At 52.8% G+C, this 24,264-nt stretch carries 19 protein-coding genes and 1 tRNA gene; 13 read left to right on the top strand and 7 right to left on the bottom strand.

Annotation, left to right across the window (positions count from 1 at the left end):
• Nucleotides 1–4: 4 nt before the first annotated feature.
• The 3 genes from FJ695_RS18095 to FJ695_RS18085 form a co-directional block, all read right to left on the bottom strand.
• Nucleotides 5–1,351 (bottom strand): carbohydrate porin, encoded by a 1,347-nt coding sequence (locus tag FJ695_RS18095; protein WP_168206411.1) that lies wholly within the window; start codon nucleotides 1,349–1,351, stop codon nucleotides 5–7.
• A gap of 76 nt (nucleotides 1,352–1,427) precedes the next feature.
• Nucleotides 1,428–1,871: an aconitase X swivel domain-containing protein gene (locus FJ695_RS18090; RefSeq protein ID WP_141186747.1), complete on the bottom strand. Its 444-nt coding sequence runs from the start codon at nucleotides 1,869–1,871 to the stop codon at nucleotides 1,428–1,430.
• A 72-nt stretch (nucleotides 1,872–1,943) separates the two neighbouring features.
• Nucleotides 1,944–3,539, bottom strand: a complete 1,596-nt coding sequence (locus tag FJ695_RS18085; protein ID WP_168206410.1) for an aconitase X — start codon at nucleotides 3,537–3,539, stop codon at nucleotides 1,944–1,946.
• Nucleotides 3,540–4,075: 536 nt separating this feature from the next.
• Between FJ695_RS18085 and FJ695_RS18080 the strand changes: the two genes are divergently transcribed.
• Nucleotides 4,076–5,035, top strand: coding sequence for a helix-turn-helix transcriptional regulator (locus FJ695_RS18080; protein ID WP_141186745.1), 960 nt, complete (start codon nucleotides 4,076–4,078; stop codon nucleotides 5,033–5,035).
• An 87-nt stretch (nucleotides 5,036–5,122) separates the two neighbouring features.
• On the opposite strand, the gene FJ695_RS18075 is transcribed toward FJ695_RS18080, so the two are convergent.
• Nucleotides 5,123–6,226: an alpha/beta hydrolase gene (locus FJ695_RS18075; protein WP_247653876.1), complete on the bottom strand. Its 1,104-nt coding sequence runs from the start codon at nucleotides 6,224–6,226 to the stop codon at nucleotides 5,123–5,125.
• Between the two features lie 289 nt (nucleotides 6,227–6,515).
• Nucleotides 6,516–7,298 carry an ABC transporter substrate-binding protein gene (locus FJ695_RS18070; RefSeq protein ID WP_141186743.1) on the bottom strand — a complete coding sequence of 261 codons (783 nt, stop codon included), beginning with the start codon at nucleotides 7,296–7,298 and terminating at the stop codon, nucleotides 6,516–6,518.
• A gap of 475 nt (nucleotides 7,299–7,773) precedes the next feature.
• Here FJ695_RS18070 and FJ695_RS18065 point away from each other — a divergent pair, with 475 nt between their 5' ends.
• The 7 genes from FJ695_RS18065 to FJ695_RS18035 all read left to right on the top strand — a co-directional run bounded on the left by FJ695_RS18065 (nucleotide 7,774) and on the right by FJ695_RS18035 (nucleotide 16,283).
• A complete protein-coding gene (locus FJ695_RS18065; RefSeq protein WP_168206409.1) occupies nucleotides 7,774–8,622 on the top strand; it encodes an outer membrane protein in 849 nt (282 codons plus the stop codon).
• A gap of 86 nt (nucleotides 8,623–8,708) precedes the next feature.
• Nucleotides 8,709–10,007: a guanitoxin biosynthesis MBL fold metallo-hydrolase GntH gene (gene gntH, locus FJ695_RS18060; RefSeq protein ID WP_141186741.1), complete on the top strand. Its 1,299-nt coding sequence runs from the start codon at nucleotides 8,709–8,711 to the stop codon at nucleotides 10,005–10,007.
• 57 nt (nucleotides 10,008–10,064) lie between these two features.
• The gene (gntH, locus tag FJ695_RS18055) at nucleotides 10,065–11,228 is read left to right on the top strand and encodes a guanitoxin biosynthesis MBL fold metallo-hydrolase GntH (protein ID WP_141186740.1); all 1,164 of its coding nucleotides are present in this window, start codon (nucleotides 10,065–10,067) and stop codon (nucleotides 11,226–11,228) included.
• Between the two features lie 484 nt (nucleotides 11,229–11,712).
• A complete protein-coding gene (locus FJ695_RS18050; protein ID WP_141186739.1) occupies nucleotides 11,713–13,521 on the top strand; it encodes a hypothetical protein in 1,809 nt (602 codons plus the stop codon).
• 10 nt (nucleotides 13,522–13,531) lie between these two features.
• On the top strand, nucleotides 13,532–14,221 hold the full coding sequence (locus tag FJ695_RS18045) for an ABC transporter ATP-binding protein (protein ID WP_141186738.1): 690 nt from the start codon (nucleotides 13,532–13,534) through the stop codon (nucleotides 14,219–14,221).
• Entirely contained in the window at nucleotides 14,221–15,414 is a 1,194-nt protein-coding gene (locus FJ695_RS18040; RefSeq protein WP_141186737.1) for an ABC transporter permease, read from the top strand. Before FJ695_RS18045 ends, FJ695_RS18040 begins: the two co-directional genes overlap by 1 nt.
• Nucleotides 15,411–16,283: a metal ABC transporter substrate-binding protein gene (locus FJ695_RS18035; RefSeq protein ID WP_168206407.1), complete on the top strand. Its 873-nt coding sequence runs from the start codon at nucleotides 15,411–15,413 to the stop codon at nucleotides 16,281–16,283. Before FJ695_RS18040 ends, FJ695_RS18035 begins: the two co-directional genes overlap by 4 nt.
• A 221-nt stretch (nucleotides 16,284–16,504) precedes the next feature.
• On the opposite strand, the gene FJ695_RS18030 is transcribed toward FJ695_RS18035, so the two are convergent.
• Nucleotides 16,505–18,241, bottom strand: a complete 1,737-nt coding sequence (locus FJ695_RS18030) for a tetratricopeptide repeat protein (RefSeq protein WP_141186735.1) — start codon at nucleotides 18,239–18,241, stop codon at nucleotides 16,505–16,507.
• Between the two features lie 549 nt (nucleotides 18,242–18,790).
• On the opposite strand from FJ695_RS18030, the gene gntH (FJ695_RS18025) reads away from it, so the two are divergent.
• The 5 genes from gntH (FJ695_RS18025) (at nucleotide 18,791) to FJ695_RS18005 (ending at nucleotide 23,700) form a co-directional block, all read left to right on the top strand.
• Nucleotides 18,791–20,104 (top strand): guanitoxin biosynthesis MBL fold metallo-hydrolase GntH, encoded by a 1,314-nt coding sequence (gntH, locus tag FJ695_RS18025; RefSeq protein ID WP_141186734.1) that lies wholly within the window; start codon nucleotides 18,791–18,793, stop codon nucleotides 20,102–20,104.
• A gap of 124 nt (nucleotides 20,105–20,228) precedes the next feature.
• Nucleotides 20,229–20,747, top strand: coding sequence for a hypothetical protein (locus tag FJ695_RS18020; protein WP_141186733.1), 519 nt, complete (start codon nucleotides 20,229–20,231; stop codon nucleotides 20,745–20,747).
• A gap of 73 nt (nucleotides 20,748–20,820) precedes the next feature.
• Nucleotides 20,821–21,756 (top strand): efflux RND transporter periplasmic adaptor subunit, encoded by a 936-nt coding sequence (locus FJ695_RS18015; RefSeq protein ID WP_141186732.1) that lies wholly within the window; start codon nucleotides 20,821–20,823, stop codon nucleotides 21,754–21,756.
• A 156-nt stretch (nucleotides 21,757–21,912) separates the two neighbouring features.
• Nucleotides 21,913–22,575 carry a tetratricopeptide repeat protein gene (locus FJ695_RS18010; RefSeq protein ID WP_141186731.1) on the top strand — a complete coding sequence of 221 codons (663 nt, stop codon included), beginning with the start codon at nucleotides 21,913–21,915 and terminating at the stop codon, nucleotides 22,573–22,575.
• 348 nt (nucleotides 22,576–22,923) lie between these two features.
• A complete protein-coding gene (locus FJ695_RS18005; protein ID WP_141186730.1) occupies nucleotides 22,924–23,700 on the top strand; it encodes a transporter substrate-binding domain-containing protein in 777 nt (258 codons plus the stop codon).
• 130 nt (nucleotides 23,701–23,830) lie between these two features.
• Here the strand turns inward: FJ695_RS18005 and FJ695_RS18000 are convergent.
• Nucleotides 23,831–23,920, bottom strand: a tRNA-Ser gene (locus FJ695_RS18000).
• Nucleotides 23,921–24,264: the final 344 nt, after the last annotated feature.

The raw sequence follows: 24,264 nt of genomic DNA, 5'->3' as shown, positions 1-24,264 counted from the left end.
CACTTCAGAACGAGGTCACGGCCCGGACCGAGAAAACGTGCGCCGTATCGAAGTTCGTTGTGTTGGCCGGATTGAAAACCGCTTGATAGGAAAGGGTGGTGTCGAGGTCTGGAAACAGCGGAAAACGGTAGAACGTCTCCAGACTGGTTTCATTGCGTGCCCCAGTGGTTGAGGAATCAATCCAATTGATTTGAACCCCCAAGACGTCATCATCGAAGGAATACGATCCGAACGGCTGGTAACGCAGAAGGGCAAGTGCGGCTTGCTGGTCATAGATCGATGCGTTGTTGAACGCTTGGCCATAGCGCGCCACCACAACTGTGTTTCCATCTGCGGTCAGTTCTTGAGACAGGACTGCGCCGTATCCCCAGCCTTGGCGGCCCGTATTGGCATTGATCGGAGACCCATCAAAGGTTCCATCCGTGTGCCAAACCAGGAACTTGGAATAACTGGCCCTGTCCGTACGTGGGAATATCTTCAGTCCGACTTCCGCAGCCTTGTAAAAGTCGCCCTGATAGAGACGGCCGAAATCGAACCGATTGCCATTGGAATCGGCAACAAGTCCAGCGACATAAGCTCTTTGGTCAGCGAAATACAGAGCACCTGCCATGCCGAGTGCGGAATCTGGATAACCGGCCACGAACATTCCGGTTCCCGCATTGGACAGGAATGTCGTGTTGGGCGTCAGATGCCGGTTCGTCAGCAACATGGCATCCGTTGTGATTTTGCCGAAACGGAAAGCCCAGCCAGCCTCGGGGCTTCCCATCCTGTAATAAAGGTTCCGGAGAATAAACGCTGGGAAATAGGCCGAAAACGAGTTTGCAGTCCCGCCGGAAGTTCCAAGGCTGACAAACCCAAGATTCTGCGGGCCGATCGGGCCATAATCCCACCTGCCTTCAACACCGAAGAAAATTTCACCTTGGGTTGGCTGGCCGCGGTTGAACAGTTCCCAGGTTCCGACAAAGTCAAAGTCGGTCGCCCCGCCGTGCCTCAGAGTGTTGGGTAAGTTGTTCGTCGTATACTGGCCAACTGTATGGAACGAGAACCCCAATCTGAGGTACATCGCTTCATAGATTTTATCCGTGACCGACGTCACGCCATTGCGAAGAGGCTGAATGGGCGAAAACGGAACCAATCCGGTTCGGGGCGTCCGACGCGCTTCAATCTGATTGAGCAAGTTGCCGGGGTCCTGATCGCCCTCAACCCATCCGCTCGAAACGCGCTGTGCCGGGGTTATGGCTGTGTACTGATTTACGCCCTCGGCAGCCACGTCCTCTGCGAGGGACACATTGACCCCGATCAGCAAGCTGGCAATGCTTGTTGCCAGCGTGATCTGTTTACTGCTTTTCATCAGAACCCCCTGTGACCGGATGCCAGTCATTGCCGCGTGGTCCTGCCGAAGGCGAACCCCGGCAAGACCAATTCACTTATGCCACCGTGACCGTTCCATCCTCAGCGATGGAGAGCTTGTCGCCGTTTTTCACCGCCTCCATGAACTCATCGCCAAGCAAATCGATCGTGATGACCGTCCGGTCATTCCAGATTGAATCCATGATCAGGCCGCAGGCCGAGATGCTGTCGATATGTTTGGAGAACAGTATCGCCTTGAAGCCGACGCCAAGCAGGTTCATGCCCATGAGAGCACCGGCGCCCATTGTTGACCCAATGGCTTGCGGTGTGCAGAGAATTCCGCCCTTCAAGTCTTTTTCAAAAAGCTCCTTGTTGTTGGCGTCTGTGCAGGGGGCAGTTTCGGTATTGCCCGCGAACATGTTTGTGAAATAGGACGCGGTAGTGTTGAACGGTTGTTTCGAAACCAGCGCTTCGCCCTCTAAAACGCCCGGCAAGACAGCTCTGCCTTTGTAAGTCGCCATAACACTTCTCCATTCGATTTTTGGTCAGGCAATCGGGTAATCCGCGATCACCTGCAATGTTGCTCAAACGCCCTAGACCTTGCCGGTCACGATGATGTCCACGAGCTTCTTGTCCGGGAAGTAACGGATCGTGGAATAGGCCCGCGTCTTGGCGGAATTGGTGACGCCACGGGTACGCTCCGAGAAGCCTTTCATGCCGGAGTAGCTGACCGCGCACATGTTGGTGTAGTGCATGCCCGCGTCCAGGGACTTGCTGGCGAGGGCCGGATGTTCAAGAAGCATGCGTGTGCGAACGACAGTCGGCATGAACATGTAGACAGGGATCGCCGTTTTTTCTTGACCAGCCTTATTGAGCGCGTCGGTGACGTTCTGACACCAGGTCAAAACCTCTTGATACGTGTTGTGCGGGCAACCGATAAAGGCCGCTGTCGGGTCGCCGTCCTTTTCAGGCCACAAGTTTTGCCAAGTGTCGAGGATACGCTGCTCTTCGGCATCGTCATAAACATAGGTCTGGAACCCTTCGACCAGCATATCCCGGCCTTTTTCTTTGGGCTCCGGTGTCACGCCTTCGACATGGTAACACCCCACGGCGCCTTCAGCCGCCGTCGTGCTGCCCATCTTCTTGAGCTTCCACATGTTGTCGACGGTCACCTCGTCGCCGATGTACTGCTGAACACCAGCAACGTAAGGAATGTCCTCAACGCAGTTCCGGCCGATCGCCGCCCCGAGCGCACCCCAATCCGGTTCGCTAGACGTTTTAACGTCGATGAGCCACTTCGCTTTGCGGCCCTCGTCGGTCATCAGGCCATAATAAGGTGCCTTGCCAAGCATGGCACAGACCATTTCCATGCCCGCGCCATACCGGTTGGTGCGCACACCAAGCACCGAATTGCCATAGTTCACGGCGGACGATTCACACCAGGCAACATTGGTGCCGGGCTCTGGCGCATTACCAACTTCAGCGAGGTAGCAGGCACAGGACCGTTGATTGAGATCCGGGGCGCCGAGTTGTGAATGCACCCAGTCCAGCTTCATCTGAAGGGGATAGCCTTCGTAGATCAGCTGAATGTCCGTGGGATTGTTCTGAACATTGTAGACGTCATAGGGGCGTGGGTTCACCGTATAGGGCGCATAGGACTTCAGTCCTGCATTCGCGCATTCTTCTAGGAGATCAATGATCGATCCGAGATAAGCTGCACCGATATAAAGGTTCGAATGCGGCGCGCCGCCGAGATCTACCAATTTGGTCGCGCCGAATGTCTCGCCAAACTTCACCAGGATTTGCATGAGTTTGGCCTTTTCCGGACCGTCCCGGTCATCGAGAACCGCCTGCTCGTCGTCCGTCAGCTCCATCTTGGCAGTTGCCGTACCCGCCGCAGTGCCTGCCTTGGACTCGCCTGAGAACGTGGCCGTCTGGCCATTGTGGGCACCATCCGGCCCCGTGCCGTTCATATCGGTGGTGACGAGCGCCTTGCCCAACTCATCAGGCGGAATTGCAGGAGTGGAGCCCGCAGTCGGTTTTGCGGCCGGACTACCCGTGGTCGCCTGCGCAACCTTGATCTCGTCAGCTCGTTCGGCCGCTGCGACGTCCTTGGCGAGAAGGGCAGGTGCCAATGCACCCGCAACCGGAACCGCCGCAGCGGATTTTAAGAATTCTCTGCGTTTCATGACCTCACCCCTCAAGCCTGTTTGGGGCATGCAAAGGCACAGGGTCTTCACTGCAGAAACCGGGCGGAGATGCGAAGTCGCGCCGCTCGTATCCTCACCAGGATTCAAAATCCTTTCACGGCTGTAGGTCACAGCCCGAGAACAAGAAAACCGTTGTGTTTTGAGTGCCCTACACGATGAGCGTATTGATGAGTGACAATTTCTTCTACGTGATTTGTGACAAGGGTCAATATTTATGCGCTAGTGGAGATTAAGGCACACTGATAAGGCGCATTTTCCCAAATGGTCTATAATTTCGATCAATAATGATACATTATATATATAACGATCAGTAATCGGTTGCCATATTTAATAATAACTCAAAACTGTCGCAATTAAATATGTACAAATACAGACTGGTATTCGGCATTGGCGATAATGTGAATTAAATAAAAGGGATATTCTTTTTGCTTGTGCTGTCTCACTTTACGTATTCACTGAGCGAAGCATATTAATTATTGAAGAAGACGTTTATAATCACCGCCTGGGGTGGGGTTATGCGGATATTCGAAACACAAGTCCGGAACGTGGATGATTTGGAGCGTGTTTGGGCAGAGCGTAATAAGGGTTCTTTTTTGAGTGAAGCGACTCAAATCAAGGAAGAACCAATTTCCGGCGACGCATACATCTTTGAACACAACAATCGAAAAATAGAGTTTTCGACCTGCAAAAATGTTCGAGTTCGAGGTTTGGTCTCAGATCAGTTTTTTGCAATTGGCGCCTTCCTTCGCTCCGGACCACGAAATTCCATCGGCAACGAAAATCTGCTCAGCGGTGATATTGGCTGGCTCCCGGCAAATTTGGAGCGGGCTGCTGTTTATGCAGAACCGGTTGAAGGTGTTTTGTTGCTTCTGCGTTACGATGAATTGACTGAGATGCTGACACGGCGCGGTGTCGAGCAGATCGGAGATGAATTCAAATATGGAAATTTGCTGAGACTGCCAGAAGACACCCAAACCCTCATATGCAGGTCTCTAGAGCGACAGACGAGGGCGCTTGTTAGTTCCGCCGCGTCGATCTCAGAGCAAACTTTTGATTATGTTTTTGAGCACCTAATCGATGTTTTCGTGGACGCGATATCCTTTGGGGTCGAGATAAATTGCAGGGTCCAGGAAACTTCTATCGATCATCATAGGGCAGTTAATCGGACAGAGGATTTCTTGTCTGCCCACGCCGAGCAGCTTCCTACGCTTGATAAGATTAGTGGAGAGCTGGGTATTTCTAGGCGGACACTTCATCGCGCTTTCACAGATGTCTGCGACGTCACACCAAATACCTATTTGCGCCATTGGCGTTTGACACGCGCTCGGGAAGAAATAAGGGATGGCAAGTCGGCTTCTGTGACCGAAACGGCACTTCGGTGGGGGTTTTTGGATGTCGGCCGGTTCGCAGGCTACTATCGGAAGCTGTTTGACGAGTTGCCGTCTGAAACTTTAGCGCGATCCAAGTTGGCTTAATGTCGCCGGATAGACCGGTTCAACATCTTGCGCATTGGGTATTTCATGCGACTTCCTGCTGGTTGTACTGTTTGCACCCTTTTGCAGTCATGGAAACGCAATCACAGCTTGTCCGCGTCCGGATAAGACTGATACAGCGGCGGGAATGGTACTCAGCGCAGCTCGGCTCGGTGGTTGAAGGAAGGAGTCTCCTTCGTTCATGCGCCGCCCGATCAACTGAACAATCTCCGGAGAATTGGCGAATTTAGTATGGTTGAGGCTCGATGTGTCGTCGATCTTGGTCAAGTCGATCACAGTAACGCCCAGTTTGGCCAATTCATCCGCAGGCTCATCTCCAACCCGGTCTATCCCGCCAGCAATTTTTCTTGAAACTGCCAGTGCCTTGTCGTTGTCCGAGACGAGAACATAGAATTTTCGTGCTTGTTTTGGAAAGGGACGGAGTTGTTTTTCAAAGAGTTGTGCATCGACATCTGGTGAGGCCAATACGATTGATTTGATTTTCTGCGAATTGTTGAAGCTTCCGAGTAACTGATCCTGACGCATGGCTTCAATCGTCAATAGATTCCCCATCGAGTGCGCCACAATGTTGACACCGGATGCTTTGGTCGATGCAATCAGTTCCGCAGTGTCAATCAACTCATCTCTAGCATGCAAGGCACTGTTCAAATCGTAAACATACTGAAGCGTTTTGCCGCGTGATGCCCAAGAAAATAGTACCGGAATACCTGTAAAACCGGAATCATGCGCAAATTGTGCGGTTCTCAAAATAGCATCTGGGAGATCTGTATTGTAGCCGTGGACGAAAAGCATGACCTCGCGGGCGTCACTTGGCCGCTGCGCGATAGCAGTGTTGATTGCCTTTCGAAATAAACCGGGTGTTTCGTAGGCGGCAGGATCCAAGATAACGAAGTCATGTCTAGGGTCAGGGGGAAGTGTTGCGGGACGTTGAACGGTCCCCACCTTATGGTTTGCCGGTATCGACACAACGACCTTGGAAAAATTGGCGCCAGCAGGCTTGCGATCGGCGGAATAGAGAACTGCCGGATCTTCTGCTCGCCGACGGGTCGTCGCGATGTAGACGGTCTGAAATGCCGTTCCCGCCACCGAAACAGCCGGCATCAATGGATTGTCGATCCCGATGATGTTCGCAGGCGGGGAACCACAACTGATTAGCGTAAGACAGGCGATCACGCTCAAGAGCTTCCGTAACACCTCCGCACCTTTCTACCAGCTCCGTGTAACTATTTGCTCGCCTACTGCTCTCCTGAAGCATCGAGCTACACGTCTAAGAAGGGAAAAATACACAATACAACCGCATTCCGCCAACGAAGCTGCCGGTCCGGCGCCCATCGCTGTGGTCAAAGGCGTGGCATGTCTCGGAACCGGAACCACATATAACCTCTAAAGACCAGTGTTTCAGAGTAGAGCTGCAGCTCCTACTTATTGGGTCCGCACAGCACCGTAAATGCATCCAGATTTCTTAGCGTTCTTCTGAAAAATCCGGCGCTACACGGGTTTGGGATGCAGTATCCTGAAGGTCTTGGATCGCTGCATTCAAGCGAACCATTTTGCCGTCAATGTTCTGGGCAAGCCGGCTCAGACATAGGCCATAGGTCATTTCAGCGAGTGGCTTGGTAATAATGTTGTCGACAAGGCCCAGTGTGCCGCTGTCGAAATCGAGGCGGCGCTGATATTCAAGTGCAAAATCCACTCGGCCCAAATGAACCATAAGCGCCATGGGGTCTTTTTCCTGAACGGTAATGTAGTTTTTGATACCAGCGCGTTTCAAAAGGCTCTCAATAGCGCCCCCCGAAAGAACAACAAGGCTTGCTCCGTGACGTTTGATGTCGTTGATGCTCGATATCTGCCAGTGTTTGTCATCGGACCGTTTGGCCACGAGGCTGACGACATCCTTGCCCAATGTCTGGGTGAATAGGAAGGCGCGTGCCCTTTCCGGACGTGGCGCGCATGGATAAAGGGCATCCAATTCACCAGCTTCAGCCTGGACCATGGCCCGCTTCCAGGGCAGCATTTTCAGGTCCAGGGTCAAGCCGGCCAGTCCTGCCAGTTTTTGAAGGGTATCGATGCTGGAACCAGCTATCTTTCCATTGTCTTCAGAATAGGCATATGGAGGCAAATGGAATGTCCCGACAGACAAAACCAACGGCTCCGCAGCAGCTGGGAACAACGCGGAGGTTAAAAATCCGAAATGGACATACGCAAGCAGCGCCAACGTTTTGCGGAAAGGCAATTGCTTGAACATGCCAGTATCCTACCAAGAGTTTCAGATCTCTCAAAGGACAACAAAAGAGAAAACCACGTTCGAATTTCCCGAAATCCAATTCGGTCTAACGCTCAGGTAAGCGGCAGCCCACAAGTTCCTGATATGTGTCCACATTGACCCAACAGTTCCTCAGATTAGTAATTGAGTCCGCAGCATCTAGCGTTTGTTCTTGCGTCCATTATTGCGTCATTCCTGTCGTTAGCAATGCCATCCCTGACCAGCCAACATGGTCCAAACGAAGAAATTGGGGTTGTGCGGAAACTGTAAGACGCTGATACTTCAGTAAAGGAAATCGTTTCCGGGGCTGGTAGCACCTCGGCCGTCAACAAAGAGATAGTGTGACTAACGCACATCATCCGGTAGGTGATGATCCGGATGGACGTCTGGCTGAACTCCGTGCTTCCAAATAGATGTGAAAGACTTGGGAAGGTTGTGGGGTATGAATAGAGACATCATGAAACTCGGTTTCGCCGCGGTGATATGCGGAAGTCTCTCTGGTGGCGGTCACGCCGCCGATCTGGCAGGTGGTGAACCACCGGTCTATGAGCCGATCGAAAATGTATCCCCTTGGACATTTGAGTTGGGGGGATATGGATTTATTCCGATCTCTATCGATGGAACTTCAACTGTCGACGGCGGCGCTGTTGATCTCGATCTTGGACCAGACGAGATCTTTGATCTTCTTCAGTTTGCTGTCTCCGGGCGGGGCGAAGCCTGGCGCAGGCGAGATGTAAATGATGGCAGCGCATTCGGGTTTGTCTTTGATGCACAATACGTGAACCTCGGTCTATCCAATCAAGGTATTGGTCCTGCATCTGCGGGAACGGTGAAAGCTGATATCCGCCAGGGCATAATAGATGCGGCAGTCGGTTATCGTTTCGCGTCGCTCTCCACCGGGTCAAGCCCGCATCAGCGCCTTGAATTCGATGTGACCGCCGGTGCGCGCTACAATTACATTCGCCAGAAGATCCAAGTGATCCCGGGATTGCCGGCTCCCTTCACCCAAAACTTGGGTGGCGACCGGCACTGGGTTTCTCCGCTCGTCGGTGCTCGGGCGAATTTTGTCTTCAATGACCGCTGGAACATGGTCGTGCGTGGCGACATGTCAGGTTTCGGTGTGTCCGGTGAAGATCTGTCGTGGTCGCTAAGCGGAATTGCCGGCTACAAATTTACGGAAAAGGCCACGTTCCGCTTCGGATACCGCGTCTATGACATCGATTATTCGGAAGGGCAGGGCGCCAATGAATTTGGCTATGACATTACGCAGCATGGCCCGTTCTTGGGCCTCAGCTACAGGTTCTAAAGCTTAACTGCGGCGCTCCCTTGGGGCGCCGTTTCTCGTTTCGTTTCTAAAACACCGTAAAGCGATACAATTCTGGAGGAGTGGTCATGATCAGACTAAAACGCAAAATGCGCAGTGTTCTGGCTGCTTCGGCGTTTATGCTCGCATATCCAATAGTGGCAGGCGCTCCTTTGCTCGACAGCTCAAGCTTGGGGATGCAGGCCCGTGCGGCCGGTGGTGTCGTGGAGGGGCCCAATGTCGTCGCCCCCGACCGCTATGTTTATTATCCCGGAACCGAAGTCCTTGCGGAAGAAGAAGTCCGTGTCATTGCCTGCGGAACCGGCATGCCGGATCAGCGCCGTGGTCAGGCGTCTGCGTGCTTCCTTTTTGAATTTGGCAATGGTGAGAAGATCATCTTCGATCTTGGAACCGGTTCGATGCGTAACATCAATGCGTTGATGATCCCGTCAGAATATTTGACCAAGATTTTCATTTCCCACCTGCATACAGACCACTGGGGAGATCTTGCGTCCCTTTGGGCGGGTGGATGGACTGCTGGGCGCCCGGGACCGTTGGAAGTCTGGGGGCCGAGCGGGCAAACAGAGGACATGGGAACGGCGTATGCAATCGAGCATTTCTTAAAAGCGTTCAACTGGGATTATCAAACCCGCGCCTTTAAAATCACCCCAGTTCCCGGTCAGATCACCGTTAATGAATTCGATTACACGGCAGAAAACGAAATCGTTTACGATCAAAATGGGATTGTCGTCCGGTCCATTCCGGCGATTCATGCCGGCGATGGACCCGTCAGTTACATTATTGAATATGCCGGCTTGAAACTTGTTTTTGGCGGCGATTCCTCGCCGAACAAGTGGTTCGTCAAATATGCCAAGGACGCAAATTTCGCGATCCACGAAGCTTTCGCCAGTCCGGAGTTTTTCGCCAAAGACTATGGTCAGCCCCCGCAGCTTGCTTGGCGTGCCTGCTGCGAATTCCATACGTCTGGGCCATCCTTCGGCAAGATCATGAGTGAAGTCAAACCGGGACATGCGGTCGCCTATCACACAATGGAAGAAGCGCATCAAGAATTGTTGTTGGCTATTCGCTCTACATATGACGGTCCGCTCTCCATCGCCATGGACATGATGGTATGGAACATCACCAAGGACGGGGTGACTGAGCGCATGGCCGTGTCTCCGGACCGCGCCAGTGCAGTGCCTGGCCCTAGTCGCCAACCACCGCCGGATCCGGATTGGCCAAACCCGACAAGTAAGTTCATTCGTGATGGCGAATGGGGTCCTGGCTTTAATGCCCAAAACGAGATGCTGGACGAGCATATGGAAAAATACAGTCTACAAGATCAGGACTGGCGGCCCGCTAAGCCTTGGTACAAGCCCAACAAATGATCCGGCTGGAGGACTGAGTTGTAACCCTGTTTTTTGGATGAATTCGGGAGTGCCGCGATGAGGATGCAGTGTTGGAAGTGTTTAAAAACAAGCTTTTGCTTTTTGTTGCTCAGTGTCCTCTTTTCAGCGGATGCGCATGCGCAAGAAAAAAAGCCGGATGCGTGGTACCCGCGTACTGAAAAACTTGGACCAGACGAAATGTTCGTTGTGGCGCTTGGCACCGGTATGCCAACCCCAATTACACGGGCACAAAAATCTTCAGGCTGGTATGTCGAACTCGGCAACGGCGACAAGTTTTTGTTTGATGTCGGGTCCGGCTCAATGGAAAACCTTTTTGCGCTGCGGCCGGATTTTGCGACGGTTGACAAAGCCTTTTTAAGCCACCTGCATACGGATCACGTCGGCGACGTGGAAGGCCTCTGGGTTGGCGGTTGGCTGAGTGGTCGCTATGAGCCGCTGCATATCTATGGTCCGTCAGGCTCCGAGCCGCGTCTTGGCACCGCTGCCTTTGTTGAAGGCTTGAAGGTTGCATATGCCTGGGACATTGAAGGCCGGGCCGGAACACTGCCGGATCGCGGCGGCATGCTGGTGGCGCATGAGTTCGACTACCGCCAGGAAAACGGGATCGTCTACGAGAAAAACGGCGTCACGATCCGCTCCTTTCCTGCTGTCCATTCGATTGACGGGTCTGTCAGCTACCGCTTGGACTGGAACGGCCTAAGCTTTGTTTTTGGTGGCGACAGCTATCCCAACAAATGGTTCGTTGAATATGCAAAAGGCGCGGACTTTGTGGTCCATGAGTGCTTCTATGGGCCGGAAGATCTTGAAAACTATCTAGGTTTCCCACCGCGCCAAGCCGTTCAAGTGTCGTCCTACATCCATACTCCTCCAGGCGGATTTGGGAAATTAATGGCAGAAATCAAACCGCGGTTGGCTGTCGGCTATCATTCGATCCTGGTTCCGGAGATGGTCCAAAGCATGTCCGATGCGATCCGTGAAGTATACGATGGACCGCTTGTTCTTGCAGACGATTTGATGGCCTGGAACATCACTAAAGACAGCATCCAGCAGCGCGAAGTTGTGTCAGCTGAACGGGTCCAGCCACCGCCCACGACAAAAGGATATTTGACTGCGCCGCGGAGCGGCGAAGCGTCCTATTCCGACTTCATAATTGGCGGAAAATGGGACGGCTACACGCCGCCACCCTTGCCTGAACAGTAACAAGGAATGCGCCCCTTCAGACACTTCTCACGGAGCGTTTTTCAAGTTGGACTTGGGCTCGAGCAACTTGGCTGTAGTCGTGTCGATGCCGGCGATCTCGTCCATCCAGCAGGCTAGACCGGTTTCCGGAAGTTCATCGGGGTTTTGAGCTGACCATAGAAACCATTTATCGGAACGTTCTGGCGTTTGGCGCAGTGTTCTTCGGTCAGATTGTCTGCCCTGCCTTCGCACATGGCCCCAAGTCCGGTATCCAACAAATCGGTGTTTGGCCCCGCCTTTCGCCTCCATTGTGACACCACCAATTGCACCGGTTTGGGTTTCTATGGCAATTCGCGGTGCGGGCTTGTCTAATTAAGATCATGAAGTTACGCTAAAATTTCAATTTCGGAGCCTATCACGGAGTAGCTTCTTTTTGTTCGTTTGTGTTTCATGACCTTAAAACGTTGCATTTACCGGGGAAGGAATTGCAAGTGGATTTGCTGACGTGATTTCTGCTTTGAAAATGGGTGGGATCAAACACATATGGGCAATAGTTCCTATTCTGATGCTGGGATTGGTCTCTACTTCCAAAGCCGACTGGATTAACCTAACTGGAGCGGAAGTCGCTCCCAATATCGCGGAAATCTACGTTGCCGATGACGGCGTCACGATAGCGCTGGAGATCTTCGTCAACGATCTGGAAGAGTTTGCTGCCCTGATCCCGGATGCTTGGTATAAAGATCCTGGTCAAATATCGGTCTCAGAAGACAAACGGTTGGCGGACTTCGGCCAAAACGTCTTGAGTGTCATTGCCAGCGGTCAAAAACTTCCGGTCGAGCTCCGCACCATCGACCGCAGGTTCCGCAAGGAACGGGCATCGCCTTATGCCGGAACGATCGACCCTTATAGCGGACGCCGGTTTCCTGCCCCACCAAAAGACAAACGTGTCGTCTTTGCCGAACTGTTTTATCCGTTTTCTGATGGATTGCCGGACACAGTAGAGTTTGTTCCGCCACAAGGCGAGGAGGGACTGCCCAAAACCAGCATCGGTATGATCGTTTTTCATGACGAAGTGCCAGTCATAGATTTCCGGTACTTTTCTGGACCAGCGACCCTTACGCTTGATCGGAATGATCCTTGGTTTTCCAAGTTCGACAATGCTTCGCTCACGCGGCATCACAGATATCCGCGAATGAGTTTCCTTTATGCTGAGCCCTATGAGGTTCGCCACGAGGCATTGATCCGGGTGCGCGATGCCGCAGAACTTGCCGGATTGAAACCTGCCGGCCCAATTTTGGAAGAAACCGAAAAGAAAGAGCTGACGACAAAAATCGCGAGCTTGATAGCAGAACAATCGCCCATGTCGATTGATGGAAAAGGGGTCGTCCCGGATTTTGATAGGGCCGCCTTCATGCGCATCGGTTTGCGCGGACTTGAAATTCTAGCGCCGTCCGATCCGGTGAATGTCGATGCGGCAATTCTCGGTCTGATCTGGTCAGCGCCGACCGATGGTCTTCCAAAAGAAGCCACGGTTCAATGGACGCTTTATGATGAAAACGCCTCGCAAGTACCAGGCTATGCCATCGATGCGGCGGGGCCGTTTCTTTATTCGCTGACCCAAGACGACCCAAAGATGGTCTGGACCAATCATTTCAAGAAATCGCCAGTCCCTGCCGTTGAAACGGTCGAAGCACGTCCCTGGACGGATATTGAGCTGCCTGGACTGAGTATCGTTTTTTGGCTGTCGGCCTTGGGTCTCGGTATTGGCTCCTTTGTGATCAATGGAAGATTGAAACGGTCGTCGGCTGCCTTTGCCGCAGTTGCAGCAGTGGCTATCGGCTTTCTGGTGCTCAAGAGCGCGCCGATTTCTGTGCCGCGACCAGGTCTGATACCTGCAGATCTGCCCGCTGAACAAGCGCAGAATTTGACGCAGCAATTGCTGTCAAACGTTTATCGCTCTTTTGACTTTCGGGGGGAGGCGCAGGTCTACGACAGGCTTGCCAAAACCATCGACGGCCAGCTGCTGGAAGAGGTTTATCTCGATCAACGACAGGCCCTTCGCATCGCCAAGGCCGGTGGCGCTGATGCGCGTGTCAAATCCGTGAATGTCAGTTCCGCCGTTCCTGAACATATCGGCGGAACGGCCGCAGACTTCAAGATACGGACCAAATGGACCATCGTCGGCACGGTCGGCCACTGGGGACACATCCACCAGCGGGTCAATTCTTATGATGCTGATTTGTTGATTTCGCCGGAAGAGGGGGCTTGGAAAATCATCGGCTTTGAAGTTCATGAACAGGAGCGCTTGTCTTGAGGCTGGCGAAATGATCTCCATCCAGGATCTGACGTTCACCTACGCTGGCGGCGGGTTCGGGCTCCGGATCAAGGAACTTTCCATATCCCAAGGCGAACAGGTTGCTGTGATCGGACCCAGCGGTTCGGGCAAAAGCACGCTGCTGCATCTCATCGCTGGACTGCTGTTTACGGCAAGTGGCTCTGTCGATGTCTTCGGCAAGTCACTCAAAAATACGCCGGAACGGGTTGTTAGACGGCTGCGGGCGCAACAACTCGGGTTCATTTTTCAGGACTTTGGACTGCTGGAGTATCTAACTGCGCGGGCAAATATCCTTTATCCTTATGCTGTCTGCTCGGTTTTGAAACGAACGCCGGACACCGACGCGTACTTGAACGAACTGGCAAAGACAGCCGGAATTGCCGACCTGCTTCATCGTCACCCAAAGGCGTTGTCGCAAGGGGAAAAGCAGCGGGTTGCCATCTGCCGGGCACTTCTGCACCGCCCGAAACTCATCCTGGCAGATGAGGCCACCGGCAATCTCGATCCGGACAACAAGACCATCATTTTGGATCTCATTCAGGAAATTGCAGCCGAGACAGGGGCGACCGTGCTGGCGGTGACCCATGATCATGAACTGTTGCCGCGGTTTAAGCGCGTGATCGACTTTCGGGATTTGAGGGCTGGAGCAGAAACGCAAAACGTGAAGGTGTCCGCATAATGGCCTACGTGCATTTGGCGTTGGCGCACCTCAAGTTCCACAAGGGCCGCTCTGTGCTGTTGGTGGTCATCTTTACCATTTTGATGGCCATTCCGGTTCTTGCGGATTTGTCCTCTCGGATCGCGGAAGATCATTTGCTGTCACGGGCGCAGCAAACCCCCTTGATCTATTCCGCTCCCGGCAGCCAGTTGGATGCTGCAATGAGCGCGTTGTTCTTTAAAGGGGAGCCCGGCGCAAATCTCACCATGGCGGATTATGATCAGCTTCTGGAAATGGATCTTGCGCTGCCGCTGCCAGTTTTAAGGTCCGGGACTGCCGGCGGATATTCGGTGGTTGGAACTGATCTTGAGTATTTCAGCTTCCGCGAATTGGAGATGGCTGCGGGCCGCAAGTTCGTTCAGCTCGGGGATGCTGTTGTTGGGGCCCGTGTGGCAGAAACGCTGGATTTAGCTCCCAGGAGCCAGATTACAACAGACACAAGCCGCATCTTTGAACTCGCAGGAACCTATCCGGTCCGCTTGAACATTGTCGGCGTCTTGCAGGAAACCGGAACGACGGATGACTTTTCCGTCTTTACCGACCTGCGCACGGGTTGGATTGCGACCGGACTTGGTCATGGCCATCTAGACTTGGAGACAGTCAAGGACCAAAGCGTGATCCTGTCGCGGGACGGTAATAAGGTCGTTGCCAATGCAAAACTCAAGGAATTCATCGAGTTCACCGATGAGACACGCGCCGGATTTCATTTTCACGGAGCGCCGGAGAATTTCCCGTTAAGTGCGCTCATTGTTGCCCCCAATAGCGACCGCGATGCTGCCTTTCTGCAGGGGCGTGTGGCTGATCAATACGGCGATACCCGTCAAATCTTCAGACCCGTTGCGGTTATCGAAGAACTTCTCCAGGACGTCTTCCGGATCGGCACCATCTTGCAGGTTATGATCGCCATCATCTCAATCGCAGCCTTGCTTGCGGTCTCGATGGTCGTCAGCCTTTCATTGCGCATGCGCAAGCGGGAGTTCGAGGTTGCCCGTCAAATAGGGGCGGATCGGTTTGCTGTCCCAGCACAAGTTGTCCTTGAGTTGGCACTGCTCATCTTGTTGGCGGCGGGTCTGTGCAGTCTGATTGCTCTTACAGGAGAGCAATGGGGCGATTTTCTTTTCAATTCCATATACTTGGGTCTAATTGCGTCATGAAACAGTTTCTCATTCTATGGATGTTCCTGACTGCGGGCTTCTGTGCGCAGGCCGCAGAAGGCGAGGGGACGGTCTATGTCGTCAATTATCCACTTCAGTACTTTGCTGAACAAATCGCGGGGGACGATCTGGATATCGTTTTTCCAGTCCCGGCCGATATCGATCCGGCTTATTGGGAGCCGTCGGTCGATGACCTTGTTGCCTTTCAAACCGCCGACCTCGTGCTTTTGAATGGGGCGGGTTATGCAAACTGGCTGACAAGGGCTTCCCTACCGCGGAGCCGCCTGATCGATACTTCCAAGAATTTTCACGACCGCTTGATCCCGTCAGAGGGCAAAACAGTTCACAGCCACGGCCCTGAAGGCGAGCACTCCCATGGCGGTAGTTTTGCGTTTACGACCTGGCTCGATATTGCATTGGCCCGCGAACAAGCTCTTGCCGTTAAAACAGCTTTTGTCCGGCGCTGGCCGGAGCAAAAAGAGAGGTTTGAAAAACGGCATGAAAAATTAAACGCAGAGCTGAAAGCTCTGGAAGAAAAACTAACAAAGGCCTTTGCTCCGATGACGGGAAGCCACGTCTTTGCCTCCCATCCCGTCTATCAATATCTGACTAGGGCCCATGGGCTGAAGGCAACAAGTTTCCATTGGGAACCGGATGCTACGCCGTCCGAAACGGACTGGGCAGAGTTTGACCGGAAACTCCAGAAAACTCCGGTGACTGTGATGATTTGGGAAGCCGAACCGACCAAAGAAACCCGGCAGCGCCTGGCATCAAAAGGGCTCAAGATCGTGATCCTCCCCCCTTTATTCCAAACGCCGGAAACCGGCGATTTCCTTTCAACGCTATCAGAGGCTTCTGACAGGTTGTGATGCGCCTGTCACATTACTGAATTCAGGCGCGAATAGCAGACCGTGTTTTGGTTTATTCCGAGCTAAACCGTTGACACCGGCAAGCGTTTACCTAAGTGGACCTAGGCCTCTCTTGGCCCATTTGCTGATATCGGAGCGCTGGTCGATTAACGTCCGTAATGTGCGCACCGATTATCGATATCAAGACGCCAACCTCCTCCCAAACGCGACAGTCAGAATGCTTAGTCAGAAGAGATTGAATGACTTTTCTTCATCCCGAGATCATAAAGAGATTGGATGGCGCGTTCGGCGTGTTCACTGGAAGGTGTCCAACTACGGATCCACCGCTCCGGAGTAATTTCTCCAGCCCTGACATTCAGCCTAGCGAGCACGCGTCGCGCTTCAGCCTCGCGTCCGAGGGCTGAATAGGTTGCTGCCCGGTAGGCTTCCATATTGGGGGCATCTGGGCCGCCGTCTAAAATATTTTGTTCAAAGACCTCAATGGCGTCGTCGTATTGTTCGAGGTTGAAGTACGCCATTCCAAGAATGTTTAAGTAAGGCGTGCCCGGCTCCAAGGGATCCAGTCTGATCGCCTCTCGGAGCGCATCCACGGCCTCTTGGGATCTGCCCGAGAAAATCAGAACTCCGCCCAACCATTGATATGAAAGCGGGTCTCCCGGCTCTAAGACAACCGCGCGGCGGACATTTCTCATGGCTTGGTCGGTATTGCCAGATAGCGAATGGGCGAGACCAAGCATGGCGTGGCCATTGCCAAACGCTGGATCAAGTTCCACGGCCATTTCTGCAAATTCGATTGCTTTTCCCAAGTCGTGCATTGGGTCCTTTGAATGATCAAAGAGCACCATGTAGGAATGCGCCTGAGAGAGACCAGCAAATCCACCCGCGAATTTCGGATCCAGTTTAAGTGCACGCTGGAACAAATCTTTTGATGCCTCTACGCGGGATTTTTCGTTCGGCGGATTTATGCGCACGATCGCCTCACGCACCAGATTAATCGCGTCGCTGTTGTTCGAATATGGCAAGTAAACCCGTTGGACGATGTCTTTGTCTGTGGTTATGGAAAGTGCCGTTGCCAGCCTATTCGCGATCTTATCTTCCAATTCGAATAGATTTGCCGTTGTTCCGCCAAAACGCTCTGCAAAGAGTATTGTCCCGGTGATGGTATCTACCAATTGGACATTCATTCGAACACTGTCAGCCTGGCTATTGAGAGAGCCACGCAAAACATGGGAAATACCATGGTTCTGGTTCAGGACTTCCAAAGGTGTGTTGGTTTTTGCAGCAGAAATTGCAGAACGAGCCGCCATCACTGAAACATCGGGAAGCCGAGCCAAACTCGTTACCACGGCTTCGAGGTATCTCTCCGCAATTGCTTGAGACTGGTCATCGTTTTCAGCGGTCTTGAGCGGCAAGACGGCGATGAAAGGTTTGTTCTCCGGCGCAACCTTAGAAGCAGGCGTTTCCGATGTCGTGAAGGAATATCCAATAACTGCCATGATCACAGCAAATGCTGCGACAGCCAAAAAGGTGACCGGATGTCTTTTTGTTTTATCGCCTGCGGACCTCGATCCTGTTTGGACAGCTGGCGGCTTTGGCGAGACCCGTAATACGAACTGCGGAACATAGGACCCGGTTTTCCATTCTATCTGGACTGGGTCTTCTGTACCATCTTCAGAATAATAGTGACCAAGGGCCCGACGCAGCCTGGCGGCCGTTACCCTGACGATCGAATCCGATCCCGTGTCTTTATCCAGTTCACGATCGAAGACATCGAGCGCTATGGTGGTTGCCTTGATGGAGGCCGACTTACCGGCAAGTGTTTGTTCTACGACATACTGCAAGAAGTCTGACAAGCGATCAGCATCACGAAACTCTTCGCTGCGTAGAATCCGACTGAGCGCATCCAGCACTTGATCCTTTGAGATACAGACATTTTTTGTATTTGTTTGGTCGTCCATATCCCTTGGGAGCAAAATTATTTTGTCATTGACGGTTAGGTTATAGTCAAGCCGATTATCATCTTTGTTTCAATAAGTTTCTGGGATTTAAGACGTCCAATGTAACCGTTACACGCTACGTTACAGCACAGTATGTTACCTTTCTTCGCGCGCAGAAGTCTGCGTTGATTGTGAGACATCATCGCAATTGCAAACGGGATACTACCGGTGTGATTTCGAAATGCGACATTCCAGCGGTTAAGCGATTTCCTCAGAACGAAGCGCGCATCAAAGAGCTTCTCGCTGACAATACGGAGTTCGCGAGCATCTGCCGTGATTATTCGGACGTGATCGCCGAAATCGGCGAGCATGAAATCGCATTTGGCAAAAGCGCAAAAGACCTAACAGATCTTATTCAGCTTCGATTGGAGCTTGAGCGCGAAATCAGAAACTATATCCAACCGCCACCACAGAGGAAAAGGAACTAACAGAACAATACGCGTGCCCCAAAAATGGATCAACGTGCCGGAAAACTTGCAAGAGATATAGCGGCTCTCAACGGAGGTAGTTGTGTTTAAAGTCAACAATTCAGAAATGCGTGTTGGAACACCAAACAAGAGCCACCTTGGGTTGGTCAGTATTCTTGCTGCTAGTCTGCTTGCAATTGGAATACCGTTCGTCGCTAGCGCCGAGGCTTCGGAAGTTTCACCGACAAAGGCCCCAGAGCACCGCGAGGTCTATTTCCCAAACACCGAGGACCTTGATCCGAACGAAATGCGCGTGATTGCCTGTGGTACCGGAATGCCAACGACACGCGCAGCCCAAGCGGCCGCCTGTTTTCTGGTTGAATTGGGCAATGGCGACAAGTTCGTTTTTGATGCTGGCTCAGGCAGTGCGGAGCGCATTTCCTCGCTTCAAATCCCCTACAGCTACCTCGACAAGATCTTTCTATCGCACCTCCACGGAGATCACTTCGGCGCGCTTGGTGAGATGTTTATCGGCGGCGCACTTATGGGCCGGCAGGTGCCACTGCGCGTTTGGGGGGCCACCGGACAAGTTGAGGAACTTGGAACAAAACATGCTTTGGAAGGCATGGAGCAAATGTACAAGTGGGACCTGGCAGGGCGAATTGGCTTAGTCGATGCGAGGGGGTTCAAGCTTGAGGCAAACGAGTTTGACTATCGGGGTGAGAACGAAATCGTTTACGACGATAACGGTGTCGTCATTCGCTCCTGGCCTGCGATCCACGCGATTGACGGCCCAGTCAGCTTCAGTCTCGAGTGGAACGGACTGAAATTCGTTTACGGCGGAGATACCTATCCCAACAAGTGGTTCAATGAATATGCCAAGGATGCCGATCTGGCGATCCATGAATGTTTTGTTGCTGTGCCCGACCTGGTCGCAAAAATGCGCTTCACTCCGGAGCAAGCCCTACTTGTTGGAACACAGGTCCATACCGCACCTGAAGCCTTTGGCAAAATCATGTCCGAGATCAAACCGCGGATGGCGGTCGCATATCATTTCTTCAAGGATTTCGACACAACTGGGCAGGTGAATGATCGCATTAGAACCACATATGATGGCCCACTCAGTCTTGCTGAAGACTTCATGGTCTGGAACATCACCAAGGATGATATCCGCGTGCGCATGGCAGTCGTTGAAGAAGCTACCTGGGCACCGCCGTTGGCCGGCAAAGCGGCGCTGCCCGGTGAAGACGACCAGAAGATCTATAGTGAGGCTTCAGGCGTTCCGGTCGAAAACATGACCAACAGCGACTTCATTTCAAGCCAGCGCTGGGACGGTGTCGATGAAGCTCTGCGCGGGGTCTACAAGGAAGCTGAAGAAGCTCTGGGACAGGAATTCCCGTATCCTGGCGATCAATAATTCAACTGTTTGACGAAACAGAGCGGGACTCAAAACACATAAACCGTGGTCCCATCACCTTAAGAGTTGCCGCTTCTCGTCGAACGAACACAACAGACTGCTTCAAGTCCGGAAGGATAGGATTATGCCTGGCACCTTGAAACACAAAGCTGTTCTTCTGGCCCTGGTGGTCTCGGTTGGCGGTGTGCCAACAACATCCAGCGCATCAGTCACCCCGGTTGAGCAGGATCAGTTCAAAGGGGGTAAATCATTCACGAATGGTTCTGGTTTAATGCAACTGGCGCAACCTAAGCGGGCCGGCGGCGCCAGGGCTGGCGGACGTAAGGCCGCCCCGGCAAAGACCAGGCCGCCAGCTGCTCAAAGGCCTGCGGCTCCTGCGGGAGCTCAGCGGAGCAACAAAAATGTTGGCGTGAACGTCAACAAAAATGTGAATGTCAACGTGAACAGAAATGTCCGCGTTGTCAGACGGCCGGTCGGATGGCGTGGTGCGCATTGGGGGGCCATTGTTTTTGGCGTAACCCTCGGGACCATCATTGTCGTTGCGGCCAACACGCCGCCGCCACCACCGGATCCCTCCCTTTGCTGGACCTGGACCAACGACGCTTTGACAGAAGGCTATTGGTATTACTGCGACGGCGACTAAGTCGGTTCGCCTACGCAAGCTCGTGCTCAAGTCACCAGACCAACCTGTTTTCTGATAAAGGAAAAATTTCGCAATGCTGATCGTGCTGGGAATATATGCCGTCTTGATTTGGCTGCTGTTTTTCCAGCTGAAGGTCTTGCCTTGGAACCGGGCCTCGCAGGTGGTGGTTGCGCTGGTTGGACTTGTGATTGTGCTCGTGGTGATCGGGCTTTTAAACACCAAAACACCGTCGGGACGGGTCACAGTCGTTGCAAAAGTCACCGAAATCGCGCCTGTCGTCGGCGGAGTTGTCAAAAACATTCCGGTTCAAGCAAACCAGCCTCTCAAGGAAGGGGATGTTCTACTGGAACTCGACCCAGATCCCTTCCAATACGCGGTCAATGAAGCCGAAGCCAATTTGCGCATTGCCGAAATCACATTAAATCGCATCGAGACTGTCTTGGATCGCGGCAGCCAGGCGGTTTCGGAACAAAGGCGCGATGAAGCCAAGGCCACCTTCAAGGCAGCGGAAGCAGCATTTCAACAAGCCCAGTACAACCTGGACCAAACCGTGGTGAAAGCGCCTTCAGCCGGTGTTGTAACCGCGCTCGGCGCCACAGTTGGCGATCAAGCCCGACCGCTAAATCCGGTATTGCCCTTTATCAAGAATGGCTCTGAAACCTTGATTGGCGTGTTTCGGCAAAACGGCCTCGCGGCCATGCCGGTCGGAACACCCGTGAATATCGCCTTTGATGTTGCGCCCGGTCGGATTTTTGAAAGCGAAGTTGTCGAAATCGTACCCGGCACATCATCCGGTCAACTCCCGGTTGGCTCCAATCTTCTTGGCGCAGCCGATATCGGCAGCAGCGGCGAGATCCTGATTATCCTTGCCTGGCCGGCAGATCTTGACCGGTCCCTTGCCATAGCCGGCAGCGTTGGAACCGCAACCGCCTTCGGCCCGGATGCCGGCGCGATGGGGATCTTGGCTACTGTTCTGTTGTTCCTGAAGATGTTGGGGACGTATCTGTAAGGCTTGGTTCAAGAACGAATTCCAAAGCCGCACAAATTGCTCGGACGCCCATCGCCGCTGAGTGTAGCCTAGGAACGGTTTGTTGGATTGTTGATCGAGTGACCAAAAAGCCAGTCTCTTAAGAGGCGGCTTTCACGAGAGCGAGCGGGGGACATAATGCGACCGAAGTGCTTTGAGCGAAATGTGAAACCAGGGCCTTCAAGTATCCTGGCTGTGGTGACCATAGTTGCTTTAACGCTGCTCCATTTTCCTGCAAACGCCAACGAAAAATACGCAGCAGCGATCAAGGCTCATCAGAACGGCGACAGCGAGACAGCGCTTGTCTTGCTAAAAGAACTCGCCAACTCAGGACACATTGGCGCCCAAACACATTTGGGCACACTCTACGAGCACGGGCGGGTTGTCAGCAAAGACGATAAGAAAGCTTATGACTGGTATCGTAAGGCTGCCGGAAATGGCGGCATCGTGGCCCAACACAAGCTGGCGCGGCTTTACGAAGACGGCATCGGTGTTGACCAGGACCTTCGAGCCGCACGTCTTTGGTATACGAATTCCGCGCTTGCTGCCGAAGCCGAAGGCCTGAAACGCGCTGCGTCCTTCTCGCAATATAGACTGGCGTTGTTGTTCTTGACCGACAAAGGTGGCGAGAAAAATGTTCCAAGAGCGTATGCTTTGGCTCAGCTGGCCAGCAACAACGGGCTCGACCAAGCTCAAGCGCTGGCTGCAGAAATTCAAGCAACTATGAGTACTGCGGAACTGACGGAAGCGGAAGAACTGATTCAGCAACTCAGTACAACGGACTATTCGCTGTTTGAATAGATCTCGCAAATGGAACGGAAATACCCAAAAACAGCCGTCGATCGTCTGCAAATATAAAAAATAATATTTGACGGGCAGGTATCACTTCAGCGCTAAGGTGCGTCTGCGAGCAATAAACATCGGCTTATTCTATAGATCTACCAGTAAGCGCAAACTATAAATTCAGAAATAAGGCATAGCCAACTTGGATCGAGGCGATTGTAGACCATACCAATTCAGGAGCCGCTGAGGTTTAGCTACGGAGTGTTCATCCAATGGAACGATACTTCGCAAATTGGCAAATTCCCGCCAATTGAGGCCCGCCAGTATTTGCCTAAATAGCAACCGCTCGAGAAGAAAGTTCTGGAGATGAGATCAGTCTGGATTTGTGCAGTTGCGGTTTTGCTCAGCATGAATAGCCATGCCTTTTCCGAAGTGAGGATCGGTTTGCTGGTGTACCCGCCATATGTGACTGACGATCAGAAAGGCTTGATTGTCAGTGTGATTGAGGAGGCGAACCTTAAAGAGGAGATTGCGATTTCCTTATTGCCTCCCAAGAGATTGTTCCTAAGTTTTGATGCGGGCAAAATTGACTTGGCCTTTGTAAGCAAGATTTCTCAAACACCGGCTCGTCTCAGGTCTTCTACCCTTTTGAGAATGTTCAGTGGAGACACAGCGCTTTTTTTCGACAAGCGTCACACGCCGGACATCGATGCTAAGCTGATGGACCGTAGTAAGAGCGATCTAAAGGTGGCGGTCATACGAGGGGTTCAGTTTGAAGCCGAAGCCTTGAGGAAAGACGGTTTTGATGTCTGGGAGGTGGAAACACCCAAACAGGCAATGCGGGTGCTCACCGCAGGTCGCGTTGCCTTTATTCATATGAGTATGGTGCCCATCAAACTGCTACTGAACGATGAAGCGTTCAGAGCTGACCAGAAACATATCAAACAATACAAAAGAACTTATCTCGAAAACCCTGTCGGCCTTCTCTATCGAACCGACGCAAGCCGAAGCATTAGGCTTGCGGTCGAAAAGATCAGTACTGTTCTTCAGGATCCCGGCAAGATGCGCGCGATTTTGGAAGACAATGAAATTCCGAGCGAACTCCATAAGGAAATTGCGCCCAGAAATTATCTCAATCGATAGCGTCCAACAAATCATCTAACTGAACCCGGGCATGCCGAGTTGAAGCCGTGCCGTTCACCGGTCAGGCTCCACGAGCAGGCCATTGATGAGCAATCAATATAGTTGAGAAAAATCTACCGAAAGCGGAAAGTGGCGGAGGGGGTGGGATTCGAACCCACGGAACGCTTGCACGCTCGCTGGTTTTCAAGACCAGTGCAATCGACCACTCTGCCACCCCTCCGGCGCAGATAGAGTGCGCTGCAAAGCGCCTCCGTCGAGACCCCGTTTCTCCGGTCTGACAAAAAATGTCAAGAGCCGGACTGCGTTATGAGGCAAGTCTTTTGAAAAATCATGTGGGAAGCTGATTGTGTTGGGGTGTTGGGCGCGGATTTGACGCCTTGTTTGAACCTCCCGGACGCTCCTTGATATTGCGACCCAGAGTAGGGGGGCAGGATAGGCCGCTAGTCTCGGCATAGGCCCGGGAGGTTCAAAGTGGCCGCCGACCCAGTGTCGTGGGCAGGGGTCGAGCCGGCGGCCTTTAGCTGGAGGTGGGGTCCAGCATTGCTTGTGACAGGGCGGTCACCA

This window comes from Labrenzia sp. PHM005, from assembly GCF_006517275.1.
GTDB lineage: Bacteria > Pseudomonadota > Alphaproteobacteria > Rhizobiales > Stappiaceae > Roseibium.
The sequence above is the reverse complement of the archived record's forward strand: the minus strand, read 5'-3'. Positions and strand labels throughout refer to the sequence as shown.